The organism is Staphylococcus succinus (genome assembly GCF_029024945.1).
GTDB lineage: Bacteria > Bacillota > Bacilli > Staphylococcales > Staphylococcaceae > Staphylococcus > Staphylococcus succinus.
On sequence record NZ_CP118976.1, the window covers coordinates 1,370,253 to 1,385,931 of the forward strand.

13 protein-coding genes are annotated in these 15,679 nt (G+C 33.2%); 10 read left to right on the top strand and 3 right to left on the bottom strand.

Features of this window, described 5'->3' with window-relative positions:
• The first annotated feature begins 338 nt into the window (after positions 1–338).
• From lpdA to PYW31_RS06770, 6 genes are all read left to right on the top strand, one after another.
• Positions 339–1,760: a dihydrolipoyl dehydrogenase gene (gene lpdA, locus PYW31_RS06745; protein ID WP_046836517.1), complete on the top strand. Its 1,422-nt coding sequence runs from the start codon at positions 339–341 to the stop codon at positions 1,758–1,760.
• 16 nt (positions 1,761–1,776) lie between these two features.
• On the top strand, positions 1,777–2,775 hold the full coding sequence (locus PYW31_RS06750) for a thiamine pyrophosphate-dependent dehydrogenase E1 component subunit alpha (protein ID WP_046836516.1): 999 nt from the start codon (positions 1,777–1,779) through the stop codon (positions 2,773–2,775).
• Positions 2,768–3,751 (top strand): alpha-ketoacid dehydrogenase subunit beta, encoded by a 984-nt coding sequence (locus PYW31_RS06755; RefSeq protein WP_046836515.1) that lies wholly within the window; start codon positions 2,768–2,770, stop codon positions 3,749–3,751. Before PYW31_RS06750 ends, PYW31_RS06755 begins: the two co-directional genes overlap by 8 nt.
• A gap of 12 nt (positions 3,752–3,763) precedes the next feature.
• A complete protein-coding gene (locus PYW31_RS06760; protein WP_046836514.1) occupies positions 3,764–5,020 on the top strand; it encodes a dihydrolipoamide acetyltransferase family protein in 1,257 nt (418 codons plus the stop codon).
• A gap of 388 nt (positions 5,021–5,408) precedes the next feature.
• Positions 5,409–5,846 (top strand): bacilliredoxin BrxB, encoded by a 438-nt coding sequence (gene brxB / locus PYW31_RS06765; RefSeq protein WP_046836513.1) that lies wholly within the window; start codon positions 5,409–5,411, stop codon positions 5,844–5,846.
• Between the two features lie 9 nt (positions 5,847–5,855).
• Complete coding sequence (locus PYW31_RS06770) at positions 5,856–6,848, top strand: aromatic acid exporter family protein (protein WP_046836512.1); 993 nt, start codon at positions 5,856–5,858, stop codon at positions 6,846–6,848.
• A gap of 243 nt (positions 6,849–7,091) precedes the next feature.
• On the opposite strand, the gene prli42 is transcribed toward PYW31_RS06770, so the two are convergent.
• Entirely contained in the window at positions 7,092–7,190 is a 99-nt protein-coding gene (gene prli42 / locus PYW31_RS06775; RefSeq protein ID WP_153019309.1) for a stressosome-associated protein Prli42, read from the bottom strand.
• Positions 7,191–7,410: 220 nt separating this feature from the next.
• Here prli42 and PYW31_RS06780 point away from each other — a divergent pair, with 220 nt between their 5' ends.
• The 4 genes from PYW31_RS06780 to PYW31_RS06795 all read left to right on the top strand — a co-directional run bounded on the left by PYW31_RS06780 (position 7,411) and on the right by PYW31_RS06795 (position 12,875).
• Entirely contained in the window at positions 7,411–8,547 is a 1,137-nt protein-coding gene (locus tag PYW31_RS06780; RefSeq protein WP_046836511.1) for a M20/M25/M40 family metallo-hydrolase, read from the top strand.
• Positions 8,548–8,615: 68 nt separating this feature from the next.
• Positions 8,616–10,025, top strand: coding sequence for an NADP-dependent phosphogluconate dehydrogenase (gene gndA / locus PYW31_RS06785; RefSeq protein WP_046836510.1), 1,410 nt, complete (start codon positions 8,616–8,618; stop codon positions 10,023–10,025).
• A gap of 176 nt (positions 10,026–10,201) precedes the next feature.
• A complete protein-coding gene (locus PYW31_RS06790; RefSeq protein ID WP_046836509.1) occupies positions 10,202–11,227 on the top strand; it encodes a LacI family DNA-binding transcriptional regulator in 1,026 nt (341 codons plus the stop codon).
• Complete coding sequence (locus tag PYW31_RS06795) at positions 11,220–12,875, top strand: glycoside hydrolase family 13 protein (RefSeq protein WP_046836508.1); 1,656 nt, start codon at positions 11,220–11,222, stop codon at positions 12,873–12,875. Before PYW31_RS06790 ends, PYW31_RS06795 begins: the two co-directional genes overlap by 8 nt.
• A 71-nt stretch (positions 12,876–12,946) precedes the next feature.
• Here PYW31_RS06795 and PYW31_RS06800 read toward each other — a convergent pair whose 3' ends face one another.
• The gene (locus PYW31_RS06800) at positions 12,947–13,819 is read right to left on the bottom strand and encodes an AraC family transcriptional regulator (protein WP_046836507.1); all 873 of its coding nucleotides are present in this window, start codon (positions 13,817–13,819) and stop codon (positions 12,947–12,949) included.
• A gap of 280 nt (positions 13,820–14,099) precedes the next feature.
• Positions 14,100–15,584 carry a glucose-6-phosphate dehydrogenase gene (gene zwf, locus PYW31_RS06805; RefSeq protein ID WP_046836506.1) on the bottom strand — a complete coding sequence of 495 codons (1,485 nt, stop codon included), beginning with the start codon at positions 15,582–15,584 and terminating at the stop codon, positions 14,100–14,102.
• Positions 15,585–15,679 lie beyond the last annotated feature (95 nt).

Here is a 15,679-nt window from a genome sequence, read left to right on the forward strand (position 1 = left end):
CACTTTTTGATTATAGAAGGTGGTTTCATTGCTATGTTTAAAATAAATGGATTACTGTTTTTGGTGTAATAATCCGGTGACAAATCATTCCATATGATGTTGGAATGCATCATATGTCTAAACGTAACGTACTAAAAGCGGCTGCGTTTTAAAATGAAACAATTATCGTAGCATGACTGAGCGCTTATTTTTTAATGTTAAATAAGCGGTGTTATTCATTCTATATAGATTGAGTAATCATGTTTCTCGGTGAATAAGAAATATAACTTTAGCAGTCCGCATATTATTTATAGAAAATGCATTCGACTAAGCTAAAACAAATAGTTAGGAGTCAAAACATGTCAGAAGAACAATATGACTTAGTAATACTTGGTGGTGGCACAGCAGGCTATGTATCCGCAATTAGGGCGTCGCAACTTGGAAAAAAGGTTGCGCTTGTTGAAAATTCACTACTGGGCGGTACTTGCTTACATAAAGGATGTATACCTACAAAAGCACTTTTAAAATCAGCAGAAGTTATGCAAACAGTAACGGAAGCAAGTGAATATGGTATAGATATAGATGCGTTCAAATTAAATTTTGCGCGTATACAAGAACGTAAAAGCGAAGTAGTTAACCAAATGTATAATGGTGTGAACCATTTAATGAAACATAATAAAATTGATGTATTTAATGGAACAGGACGTATTCTAGGCCCATCAATTTTTTCACCTCAAAGTGGAACGATTTCAGTAGAGTATGAAGATGGAGAATCAGAATTAATACCTAATAATAATGTGCTAATTTGTACTGGTTCTACACCAATGGCACTACCATTTTTACCATTCGATCATAATGTTGTGTTATCTAGTGATGATATTTTAAAAATTGAAAAACTACCACAATCCCTTGCTATTATCGGTGGCGGAGTCATTGGTTTAGAATTTGCATCATTGATGTGTGATTTTGGCGTTGAAGTTTCAATCATAGAAGCAGGCGAGCGTATTTTACCAACGGAGAGTAAATCGGTTGCTCAAACATTGAAACAGGACTTAACTAAACGTGGTGTTACTTTTTATGAAAATACACAGTTGTCTGGAGACAATATCAAAGTTGAAGACAACCAAATTACAATCACTTTAAATGATAGTGATGTAATTTTTGAAAAAGCCTTAGTTTCAATTGGTCGTAAACCTAACACGGATGATATTGGTTTAAATAATACTAAGATTAAGTTAACAGATAAACAGCATATTATTGTAAATGAATATCAACAAACTGAAGATACTCATATTTATGCTGCTGGTGATTGTATTGGTCAGTTACAACTCGCTCATGTAGGTTCAAAAGAAGGTATTATCGCAATTGAGCATATGTTTGATGCATCACCGTTGCCAATTGATTATAATAAAATGCCTAGATGTATATATACGCAACCGGAAGTAGCAAGCATCGGTAAAAATATTGAGCAAGCTAAAGCGGAAAACAGTAAGGCACGTTCTTTTAAAGTGCCATTTAAAGCAATAGGAAAAGCCGTTATTGAAGATACTAAAAACCAAAGCGGTTTTTGTGAAATTGTAATCGATCAAGAAACGGATACTGTATTGGGACTTAATATGATAGGACCACATGTTACAGAACTTATCAATGAAGTATCTTTACTCCAGTTTATGAATGGTTCAACATTAGAACTTGGATTAACAACACACGCACATCCTTCTCTATCTGAAGTATTGATGGAATTAGGCTTAAAAGTGGAAAATAGATCGATTCATGTTTAATTAAGGAGGAAATAGCATGTTTGATTATAAATCAGTAGGTCTTGAAAAAGAAGACTTACAAGCAATGTACAAATGGATGGATTTAGGACGAAAAATTGATGAACGTATGTGGTTATTAAACCGCGCGGGCAAAATACCTTTTGTTATAAGCTGCCAGGGACAAGAAGCAGCCCAAATAGGCATGGCGTATGCAATGGAAGAAGGAGATATTTCTTCGCCATATTACCGAGACTTAGCACTAGTAACTTATTTAGGTATGACACCTTTGGAAACAATGTTGTCTGCATTTGGTAAGCGAGATGATATTAGCTCGGGTGGTAAACAAATGCCATCACATTTTAGTAAAAGAGAAAAAGGTATACTTTCACAAAGTTCACCAGTAGGTACACAAATTGTACATGCTGTTGGTGCTGCATTAGCTTTAAAAATGGATAATAAATCCAATATCGCAATGACAACAGTAGGTGAAGGAAGCTCAAACCAGGGTGATTTTCATGAAGGTTTAAATTTTGCCGGTGTTCATGACTTGCCATTCATCTGTGTGATTGAGAACAATAAATATGCAATTTCAGTTCCGAATTCATTACAATATGGTGCAGAAAAACTATCAGATCGAGCTATCGGTTATGGTATGCATGGTGAAACTGTGGATGGAAATGATCCTATTGCAATGTATAAAGCGATGAAAGAAGCGAGAGAACGCGGCTTAAATGGTGGTGGATCAACACTTATTGAAGCAATGTGTACGAGAATGACCGCACACTCTTCTGATGATGATGACAAATATCGTACGAAAGAAGAACGAGATGAATTAAAATCTTTAGATTGTAATCTTAGATTCAAAGAATTTTTACTTGAAGAAGGAATTATTGATAATAATTGGTTGTCAGAAATTGAAAAAGAACACAAAGATATTATTAATCAAGCTACCAAAGAAGCTGAAAAAGCACCTTATCCATCGCCAGAAGAGACGTATACACATGTATATGAAGAAGGGAGCATAAATAATGGCTAAATTATCTTACTTAGACGCTATCCACCAAGGCTTAGATCAAGCAATGGAAAAGGATAATGATGTATTTATCTTAGGAGAAGATGTAGGTAAAAAAGGTGGCGTATTTGGTGTTACTTTAGGCTTACAAGAAAAGTATGGAGAAGCACGTGTGTTAGATACACCATTGGCAGAATCTAATATTGTAGGTACGAGTATTGGTGCTGCAATGTTAGGCAAGCGACCAGTTGCAGAAATTCAATTTGCAGAGTACATTTTGCCAGCTACTAATCAAATCATGAGTGAAGCTGCAAAAATGCGTTATCGCTCTAATAACGATTTCCATAGTCCAATTACGATTCGTTCACCATTTGGAGGAGGTATTCATGGAGCACTATACCATTCTCAAAGTGTAGAATCCATTTTTGCCTCTACGCCAGGCTTAACTATTGTAATTCCATCATCACCATATGATGCTAAAGGATTACTTCTTGCATCTATTGAGTCAAATGACCCAGTATTATACTTTGAACATAAAAAAGCTTATCGCTTGCTTAAAGAAGAAGTTCCAGAAGCATACTATACGGTACCAATTGGAAAAGCAGATGTGAAACGTGAAGGTGATGATATTACAGTATTTACATATGGATTATGTGTGAATTATTGCATCCAAGCTGCTGATATGTTGTCAGAAGATGGTATCAATGTTGAAGTGGTTGATTTACGTACTGTCTATCCATTAGATAAGGAAACAATTATTGAAAGAGCTAAATTAACAGGTAAAGTTTTGCTTGTAACTGAAGATAATTTAGAAGGCAGTATTATTTCGGAAGTTTCTGCCATTATTTCTGAAAATTGTTTGTTTGATTTAGATGCACCAATTATGAGGCTTGCAGGGCCTGATGTACCTTCAATGCCTTTTGCGCCGACACTTGAAGATGAGTTTATGATTAATCCCGATAAGATAAAAATTAAAATGCGAGAACTTGCAGAATTCTAAGGAGGCACAATCATGGAAATTAAAATGCCTAAACTTGGCGAAAGTGTGCATGAAGGTACAATCGAACAATGGCTTGTCTCTGTAGGCGATATTGTTGAAGAATATGACCCTTTATGTGAAGTTATTACAGATAAAGTTACAGCAGAGGTACCTTCGTCTTATGCTGGAACAATCACAGAAATTGTAGTAGAAGAAGGTACAACTGTTGAAGTAGGACGCGTAATATGTCATCTTGATACTGCTGAAGAAACAGTAAAAGATAGCGCAACAGATAATAACAATGACACGCCTAAAGAAACAACAACGGCCGTTACTTCATCTGAACATGAAAGCACAGCAAATGGAAATGAAGCTAAAAATAATGGCCGTTATTCGCCAGTAGTCTTTAAACTTGCTTCCGAAAATCAAATTGATTTATCCCAAGTTATTGGTACGGGCTTTGAAGGCCGCGTAACTAAAAAAGACATTGAGAAAGTAATCAAAGAAGGTACAAATAAGACACCATCAACGGCAGTTGCGCCTAAAGATTCACCAAAAGTAACGCATCAAGCAAAATACAATGAACCTTCTCCTGGTTCTTCAATACCAGTTAACGGTGTACGTAAACAAATCGCTCAAAATATGGTAAACAGTGTGAATGAAATTCCACATGCTTGGATGATGGTTGAAGCTGATGCAACAAACCTTGTCAAAACACGTAATCATCACAAACAGAGTTTCAAAGAAAGTGAAGGATATAACTTAACTTTCTTTGCATTCTTCGTCAAAGCTGTCGCTGAAGCATTAAAAGCATATCCATTACTAAATAGTAGTTGGCAGGATTCAGAAATTATTATGCATAAAGATGTGAATGTTTCTATAGCAGTGGCAGATGAAGATAAATTATATGTGCCAGTGATTAAAAATGCAGATGAAAAATCAATTAAAGGTATCGCACGTGAAATTAATGAGCTTGCACAGAAAGCACGTAATAAAAAATTACGTTCAGAGGACATGCAAGGCGGTACATTTACAGTGAATAACACTGGAACTTTTGGTTCTGTATCATCAATGGGGATTATCAATCATCCCCAAGCTGCAATTTTACAAATTGAGTCAGTAATCAAGAAACCAGTTGTAATTGATGATATGATCGCTATTCGCAATATGGTAAACTTATGTCTATCGATTGACCATCGTATATTAGATGGTTTACAAGCAGGTAGGTTCATGAATTTTGTCAAAACACGTATTGAACAATATTCAGTTGAACATACAAGTATTTATTAAAGTATTTTACGTTTTTATAGCACAATCTAACTCATTTTAACAAGCGCGCTTCGATAAATAAGTCGAAGCGTGCGTTTTTTAACGATATTAGTTACCTATATTTATGTTATGTTAACCTTTGTAGTTAAATATTTAAACCAAAACCTTTTATTAAGGACAGTTCTTTAAATGCTAAAAAATACAAATTATTAACTTTTGTAAATGTTTTTTTAATTCAAAGATTTTTCTAGTTAAAACATAACTATATAATTAATAATTTTATGTGGATTACCCTTAATTTTTAAATCAATTGCAAATTTATTTAATCAGTCTAAACACACATGTTGAACTATTGTATATATATTAGTAGAATTAAAGTAATAATTATGAAATGAAAGGTGACGTTATTATGGATTTGAATTTTGATTTATATATGACAGATGTTGTTAATCAAGCACGAAATGAAATTGAAGAAGCAGGCTATGAGCAATTAACAACTGCTGATGAAGTTGATAAAGTATTACAACAACAAGGCACTACATTAGTGATGGTGAATTCTGTATGTGGTTGTGCTGGAGGTATTGCAAGACCAGCAGCTACGCATGCCTTACATTATGATAAATTACCAGACCGTCTTGTTACAGTTTTTGCGGGACAAGATAAAGAAGCTACGCAACAAGCTAGAGATTATTTTGAGGGTTATGCACCATCTAGCCCATCATTCGCATTAATTAAAGATGGCAAAATTGCACAAATGATTGAACGTCATCAAATTGAAGGTCATGATGTAATGGATGTTATCTCGCAATTACAAAACTTATTTGACTCATATTGTGACGAAAGATAGGGAGTGAATATGAAGCGTTTAAATCCATATCGAATCGGATTTAGAACGATCAAGACAGCAATCGGTATGGCACTAGGAATTATTATTGCTAAGTTAATAGGACTCGATAATTTTGCTTCTAGTGCAATACTAGTTGTGCTTTGTATCAAACATACAAAAGTGCATTCTGTCCAAGCGATTGTGTCTCGTTTTGTATCTTGCCTGATGATACTCGCTATCGGTTCATTAATTTTTAATTTATTAGGGCAACATGCGATTGTTTTAGGGCTAATTGTATTACTATTTATCCCACTTACAGTCGTTTTTAATGTTCAAGAAGGTGTAGTCACTAGTTGTGTCATTTTACTACATGTCTTTAACGCTAAAACCATAGATATGCACTTGATTTTTAATGAAATTCTATTATTGGTTATAGGTTTAGGGATTGCATTTTTAATGAATTTAATTATGCCAAGCTTAGATAGCACCTTAAAACAATATAAACAACAAATTGAAGATCAATTTACATCTATTTTTGAAACATATAGCAAAACTTGTCAAAATCCAAGTCAAACTTTAGATATATCTTTTGAAAATTTAAAATTTACAATTAGTAAAGCGAAATCTATAGCATTTAGAGATGTTAAAAATCACTTTGTTCGCAATGAAAATTCTTATTATCATTATTTTGATATGAGAGAAGAGCAGTTAGAATTATTACGCAGAATGGCTTTAATGATTCAAAATATAGAAACGAAGGATTGCTTATTATCCAAACTATCTGCTTTGTTTGCGGAAGTTGCAAGTAATGTGAATAGTAATGATTATACTGTCTTAAGGTTACATTCATTATATGAAATACGATTGGAAATGAATGAACTTGAATTACCAAACTCTCATGCATCGTTTAGGACTCGTGCTAGCTTAATACAGCTTATTAACGAACTTGAAGAGTACTTAGTGATAAAATCACAATTTGGTTCACTGGTTCTGCATAATGACGCTAAAGCAACCTACTTATAATAAGTAAAAAGTAACTTCGATTATTATTTCGAAGTTACTTTTTTTATTGGTTAAGTAGAAAATAGCGTTTAGGATATGTTAAGAGAAGAAAGAATTAAAAACCACAAGTCATTCATTGGAGTAAATGAAACATCAATATGTAATAAGATGCATCTTTACAGTAATAGAATAAAATGTGGTTACTGTTAAGTTATTTAATTAATAAAAAGACTCGATTCGATGTATACTTATAAAATTCAATACTTAGTTTACCAATGGAACTACACTTGTTAAAACTAAGGCAAGTATAACAGCTATTAACATCACTACGATAATAACTCTCAACACTTTGTTATTACTCAAAGATTATTCCTCCAAATCTTAAATATATTATATAATAGTACATTAATGGCAATATTATTTACTTATCTATACTACATTTACCATTGTATTATATCATAGGACGAATTTAAATTAGAAACAGATTAGTTTTGATTTATTCGATATTTCGATAAACTTAAAGGCATGACTTAAAATTAAAAAAAGAGATTATATTATTTTGCATAATTGACGGGGGATATACATGATAAATAAACAACGACTATTAGATACATTTTTAGAATTAGTTCAAATTAATTCTGAAAGTGGTAATGAAACTGAAATACAAAAAGTACTTAAAGCAAAATTCGCAGCATTAGGATTAGATGTCGTAGAAGATCAAGCAGGAGAAAATGAAGGGTTGGGTGCTAATAATTTAATTTGCACTTTAAAATCTAATATTAATGATCCATACATAAATAAAATATATTTTACTAGCCATATGGATACAGTTGTACCAGGTATTGATATCAAACCTATAATAAAAGAAGATGGTTACATTTATTCTGACGGTACAACGGTATTAGGTGCAGATGATAAAGCAGGTTTAGCGTCTATATTAGAGATGGTTCAAACACTTATTGAACAGGGGATTCCACACGGGCAAATTCAATTTGTTATTACTGTGGCTGAAGAAATAGGATTAGAGGGCGCTAAGCATTTAAATCAATCATTATTAGATGCTGATTTTGGATACGCAGTTGATGCCAGCATGCCCGTTGGCACTACTGTAATTGGAGCACCGACACAGATGAAGATTGATGCAACCATTTATGGTAAAAAAGCACATGCTAGTATGCCAGATAAAGGTGTGAGTGCGATTAATATTGCATCTAAAGCAGTAAGTGAAATGAAATTAGGTAAAATTGATGAATATACAACGGCCAATATTGGGCGCTTTGAAGGTGGATCAGCTACAAATATTGTAGCTGATAAAGTTACCCTTAATGCTGAAGCTCGTTCACATTCGGACGAAAGTATACAAGAACAAGTCGAACATATGAAAGCTGTATTTGAAAAAGTAGCAAATAAATATGGCGGCTCCGCAGAAGTTCAAATTACTAAAAGCTATCCTGGTTTCACAGTATCAGATACAGAAACAGTTACAAATATTGCTAAAGCTAGCGCAGTCTCATTAGGATTAAACCCTAAAACAACAGTTGGAGGCGGTGGCTCAGACGGTAATATAATCAATGGTTTAGGTATACCTACAGTAATCTTAGGTGTGGGATATGAGCATATTCATACAACAAATGAACGTATGCCAATTGAGTCGTTAAATCTGTTGGCAGAACAGCTTTTAAAAATCGTAGAAATTATTACAAAAAAATCTGAAAACTGATTTAGTGATTATTATATACGCTTTATGATACAATGTACTAGAAAACTTTAATAAGAGAGGTTAGTATAATGGCACAACAAATTGGTGTAGTAGGTTTAGCTGTAATGGGCAAGAACCTTGCTTGGAATATCGAATCACGTGGATATAACGTTTCAGTCTTTAACCGTTCTTCTGAAAAAACAGATGAAATGGTTAAAGAATCTGAAGGGAAGAATATCCATCCAACATACTCTATTGAGGAGTTTGTAAATTCTTTAGAAAAACCCCGCAAGATTTTATTAATGGTAAAAGCAGGTCCTGCAACGGATGCTACAATAGAAAGCTTATTACCATTATTAGATAATGATGATATCTTAATCGATGGTGGTAACACTAATTATCAAGATACAATCAGACGTAATAAAGCGTTAGCTGAAAGTGGTGTTAACTTTATCGGCATGGGTGTATCAGGTGGAGAAGTTGGTGCCTTAACTGGACCTTCATTAATGCCAGGTGGACAACAAGAAGCTTTCGATAAAGTAAGCGATATATTAGAAGCTATTTCAGCTAAGGCTAAAGATGGCGCTTCATGTGTAGCTTATATCGGTCCAAACGGTGCTGGTCACTATGTAAAAATGGTGCATAACGGTATCGAATATGCGGATATGCAATTAATTGCAGAAAGTTACGCTATGATGAAAGATTTACTTGGTATGTCTCATGAAGAAATATCTAAAACTTTTAAAGATTGGAACGCTGGTGAACTTTCAAGTTACCTAATTGAAATAACTGGTGATATCTTCACTAAATTGGATGATGAAACAAATGGTCCTTTAGTTGAAAAGATTTTAGATACTGCTGGACAAAAAGGTACAGGTAAATGGACTTCAATTAACGCTTTAGAATTAGGTATTCCATTAACAATTATTACTGAATCTGTATTTGCTCGTTTTATCTCATCAATTAAAGAAGAACGTGTAAATGCTTCAAAACAATTAAATGGACCATCTTCTAAATTCGAAGGTAATAAAGAAGAATTCTTAGAAAAAATTCGCAAAGCACTTTACATGAGTAAAATATGTTCATATGCACAAGGTTTTGCTCAAATGAGAAAAGCTAGCGATGACAATGAATGGAATTTAAAACTTGGAGAATTAGCAATGATTTGGCGTGAAGGTTGTATTATTCGTGCGCAATTCTTACAAAAAATTAAAGAAGCGTATGACAATGATACTGAATTAAACAATCTATTATTAGATCCTTACTTCAAAGATATCGTTACAAATTACCAAGATGCGTTACGTGATGTAGTGGCAACTGGCGTACAAAATGGTGTACCAACACCTGGTTTCTCTGCAAGTATCAATTATTATGATAGTTATCGTTCAGAGGACTTACCAGCAAACTTAATCCAAGCGCAACGCGATTATTTTGGCGCTCATACTTATGAACGTAAAGATCGTGAAGGCGTATTCCACACGCAATGGATTGAAGAATAAACGATAAGTATTACTCAAGACTCGAAATTTATTTCGAGTCTTTTTTTTGTGAATTATTTTAAAAAGCAATAATTATCTATAAATGCAAACGATTGCATTTATCTTTTGACATTATACTTTCACTCTAATATAGTTGGAAGAAAGCGCTTTAAAATCAATGATAAAGGATGATTCTAGTGGTTACAATTAAAGATGTTGCAAAAGCTGCCAACGTAGCTCCATCAACTGTTTCACGTGTAATGAGTGATAATCCTCATATAAGTAAGAAGACTAAAATTAAGGTTAAAGCTGCTATGGAACAATTAGAATATCAACCCAATAATGCGGCTAGGACTTTAGTTACAAAACAGTCCAATACAATAGGCATTATACAAAAAAGTGGACATAATGAAATAAAACAAAACCCATTTATGATTGATGTGCTTATTGGAATTTACAATAAATGTAAAGCGTGTAACTATGCGACAATATCTACGACTAGCGAAGCTTATGAAGATTTGCAAAATGAAGTTGATCGTATGATTAATTATCATTCTTTAGATGGGTTTATATTATTATATTCTAAACAAAACGATGAGATTGAAAATATTCTTATCGAACAAGAAATCCCCTATGTTGTAATAGGTAAAGCACTTGGAAACAATAAAGCAATACATATTGATAATGATAATGTAAAGGCTTCAAGAGAGCTTACACAATCGTTAATTGAGTCTAGGCATTCAAATATACTATTTGTCGCTGAAAAAGGCGATTATGAGGTTGTGAATGATCGTATAGAGGGATTTAAAGATATTGTTCAGCAAAATGACATTATTTCAAATATTATTCATTTTGAAATGCAACGCGATGATATACTGGCATATTTTAAAAAATTGTGCAGCGATAACCAGTTGCCAACTGCTATAATCACATCTGATACGATGCTGAACCATATGGTATTAAGTGTGTTATACGAATTAAAAATCAAAATACCAGATGATCTCCATACAGCGACGTTTAATGATTCTTATTTAAATGAATTTGCTTCTCCTCCTCAAACTGCTGTGAATATTAATCCTAAGCTATTAGGGGAAGTGGCCGGGGCATCAGTTATTGATCTTATACAAGGACAACCTATAAAACAATATAATAGATTCATAAAAACAAATATAGTTCATCGAATTTCTACAAAAAATCGAATGAAGGAGATATGTGATGAATAAAAAATGGTGGAAAGAAGCAGTAGCATATCAAGTTTATCCTCGTAGTTTTAATGATTCCAATGATGATGGTATTGGCGATCTACAAGGTGTTATTGAAAAGTTAGATTATATCGAAGCATTAGGTATTGATATTATTTGGCTTAGCCCTATGTACCAATCACCTAACGATGACAATGGATATGATATTAGTGATTATCAGGCCATCATGTCAGAATTTGGTACTATGGATGACTTTGACCAATTATTAGAAGGTATTCATCAAAGAGGGATGAAGTTAATACTAGACTTAGTTGTAAATCATACGTCTGATGAACATCCATGGTTTATAGAATCTAAATCTAATAAAAATAATCCTAAAAGAGATTGGTATATATGGCAAGATCCAAAAGAAGATGGTTCAGAACCCAATAATTGGGAAAGTATATTTAATGGTTCAACATGGGAATACGATGCACAAACAGAACAATATTATTTCCATCTATTTAGTAAAAAACAACCTGATTTAAATTGGTCTAACCCTGATGTAAGAGAAGCAATATATAAAATGATGAACTGGTGGTTCGAGAAAGGTATAGATGGTTTTAGAGTTGATGCTATTACGCATATTAAAAAAACATTTGAAGCTGGTGACCTACCTGTGCCTGAAGGGAAAACATATGCACCTGCATTTGACGTAGATATGAATCAACCCGGCATTCAAACGTGGCTTCAAGAAATGAAAGATAAATCATTAAGTAAATATGACATTATGACTGTAGGTGAAGCTAATGGTGTGACGCCTAACAATGCCGAAGCATGGGTAGGCGAAGAAAAAGGAAAATTTAATATGATTTTCCAATTTGAACACTTAGGATTATGGAATACTGAGGATGTGCAATTTGATGTTAGAGCATACAAAGCAGTTTTGAATGCTTGGCAAAACAATTTAGAAGACATAGGGTGGAATGCTCTGTTTATTGAAAACCACGATCAACCTCGTCGCGTTTCAACGTGGGGGGATGATAAAAATTTTTGGTATGAATCTGCTACAAGTCATGCCTTAGTTTATTTCTTGCAAAAGGGGACTCCCTTTATTTATCAAGGACAAGAGATCGGTATGACAAACTATCCTTTCAAAAATATAGAAACATTTAATGATGTTGCAGTAGTTAATGAATATAATATTGTTAAGGATCAACACGGGGATGTTAATGCATTATTAGAAAAACATAAAATGGAAAACAGAGATAATTCACGCACACCCATGCAATGGGATGATAGTTCATTCGCTGGATTTTCTAAGCATGAACCATGGTTTCCAGTTAACCCAAACTATAGAAAGATAAATGTAGCAGCACAACAACAAAATCCAAATTCAATTTTAAATTTTTATAAATCCATGATACAAGTCAAAAAAACGCATGATATCTTAACGTATGGTTCTTTTACACTTGTCGATGAAGAAAATGAGCGCGTCTTTGCTTACTTAAGAGAATTCAATGATGAACGCATGTTAATAGTAGGTAATTTAACAGACCAAACAGCAACTCTCAACTTACCGGAAACATTCATTTTTTCATCAAACTGCGTATTGCTTCATAATTATAACGATAGAATTATTCATGTAAATGAACTAAGGCCGTTTGAAGCCTTTATAGTGACTTTGTAATCAAATTTTTACATAAACATCCCTCTAACATATATAGTTCTAAGCACATTACCATTTGTTAGAGGGATGTTTTATTCATCATAATAATCATATTGTTCCTGATCGACAGGCATCCATAATTGAACTTTAGTAAAACTGTGGTCAAAAGATAAATTAAAGGGATAAACTTCTACATATAAACTGTCACGTTCATAAGGAAGCGTCATTTGTAAGCTTGTTTCAATGTAATACCAAGCTTCATTAATGACATAATCTATATCACCTTGTAAATTAAACTTAGCGTATTGTCTTTCAGGAAGAATTCGATTTTCCAAATGATCTGGGTATCTTTCGCTTGGAACGCCTACAAATACTTCCATGCCCTGATCCAAAGGACAATTCACAACAAATAATTCATGAGGACTCACATCATTATAGTGTTGTAACTCCTCTATCTTACCTTCAACTAATAAATCTTCTAGTATATCAGGTACTTTAAATGGGTTTTCTAACTCGTTCGCATCGATAAATTGCGCGTAACCAACAAGCGAAAGGTTTGGTGTATCTTCCAAACGATAGGGGTATGGTGGTTTTTCTGTAGTTGTTAGTTTGATATAGAGTCTAGGTAACATGTGAAGATCTTCGCGTTTTGTATTCACTTGAATAGGCGAAACGCCATGAAAATCACTAAAATCATTAGCAAATTCGTTCGCATCACTATAATGATATTTTTTAGCTATATCAATCAAACGACTTGAGCCACTAATAATCTCCTTAGCAGCTACGGTCATACGACGTGCTCTTGCATATTCACTTGGAGATTGTCCTACAATCATCTTAAAAGATTGATCGAGGTGATAAGGTGAAAGACCAACGTAATCACTGAGTTTTTGCAAATGAAAAGGCTCTAGCAAATGATCCTCAATATAAACAATTGCCTGTTGTATTTGCTTGATAACGTCCAAAACTTTCACTCCTAATTTTACAATTACTGTTATAACTATCTTTTAACTTTATATCTTTAATCTAAGAATTACTTAAGTAATTATATTTTACATTATTATTGTGTTGCTTACATCTAATAAAGTTAAATGGGGTAAAATGTAAATACAAATCCCTTTATATGTAGCGTAGATACTGAATAGATTAAATCATAACACAAAATTAGCATAAGAAAAAAGCAACAACACAAATGTATTTTTACACATGCGTTATTGCTTTGATGACATTCACTAAAATAGTAGTTTAATGAATGTCATCCCACCAATGGAAGCCATCTCTACTCAAGAGTAAATCACTTTCAAGTGGTCCATTTGAACCGGATTGATAGTTCGGGAATTCAGGTTCATTTTGATTCCATTCTTCTTGTATTGCGTCTACAAATTTCCATGTAGATTTCAATTCTTCCCAATGTGTAAAGTTTGTTGCATCACCATTTAAGCAATCAAATAATAAGTTTTCGTATGCATCAACAGTATTCATCTTATCTTGAGCACTCATAGCATAAGATAATTGAACGGGTTCTGTTTCGATGCCTTGAACATTTTTCTTCGCATTTAAATGTAATGAAACACCTTCATTTGGCTGGATATTGATTACAAGTAAGTTAGAGTCTAATTTTTTCTCAGTTTCATAGTATAAATTCATAGGAACTTCTTTAAATTCAACTACAACTTGTATTGTCTTACTCTTCATTCGTTTACCAGTTCTGATATAGAAAGGTACGCCGGCCCATCTGAAGTTATCAATTGTTAATTTACCTGCAACAAAAGTAGGTGTCGTTGAATCTTCTGAAACACGATCCTCATCTCTATAACGTTTAACTGTTTCACCTTTAATCGTGCCTTCATCATATTGACCACGAACAAAGTTTTGTCTAACTTCTTCAGCTTCTAACTTACGTAATGATTTTAATGCTTTTACTTTTTCAGCTCTAATATCTGCACTATTTAAACTAATAGGTGCTTCCATTGCCAAAAGCGCAACCATTTGTAGCATATGATTTTGTACCATATCTTTTAAAGCACCACTAGATTCATAATAGCCACCTCTATCTTCAACACCTAAGACCTCTGAAGATGTTACTTGGATATTAGAAATGTATTTATTATTCCATAGTGGTTCAAACATTGCATTAGCAAAGCGAAGTACTTCTATATTTTGCACCATATCTTTACCTAAATAATGATCAATACGGTAAATTTCTTCTTCTTTAAATGAACGGCGTAATTGTTCATTTAGTTGTTCTGCTGATTCAAGGTCACTACCAAATGGTTTTTCAATAACTAAACGTTTAAATCCATCTGTATTTGTTAATCCAGAAGATTTCAAGTAATCAGAAATTTCACCAAAGAATTTCGGTGCCATCGCTAAGTAAAACATTCTGTTACCTTGTAATTGGAATTCTGTGTCTAATTTATTACTTACTTCTAATAATGACTGATAGCTCGCTTCATCACTCACATCATGTTTATGATAAAAAACATGCTCCATAAACTTATCAAGATGTTTCGTATCTTTCACATGTTCTTGAATTGATGACTTCACTTGACTACGGAAGTCATCATTTGTTAAGTCTCTTCTACCAATTCCAATAATTGCAATTTGTTCATTTAAATTTTCTTGCTGATATAAGTGGAATAATGATGGAAATAATTTTCTATGACTTAGATCACCAGTCGCTCCAAATATTGTTATTAAGCATGGAATATCTTTATTTCTAGTATTCAAGATCAAAACCTCAATTCTTTTTATAAATCTCTGTTTATTATAGAACAATATTCGTTAATGTTCATACCTTTTTGCTTAAAAGTATTCAAATTTAA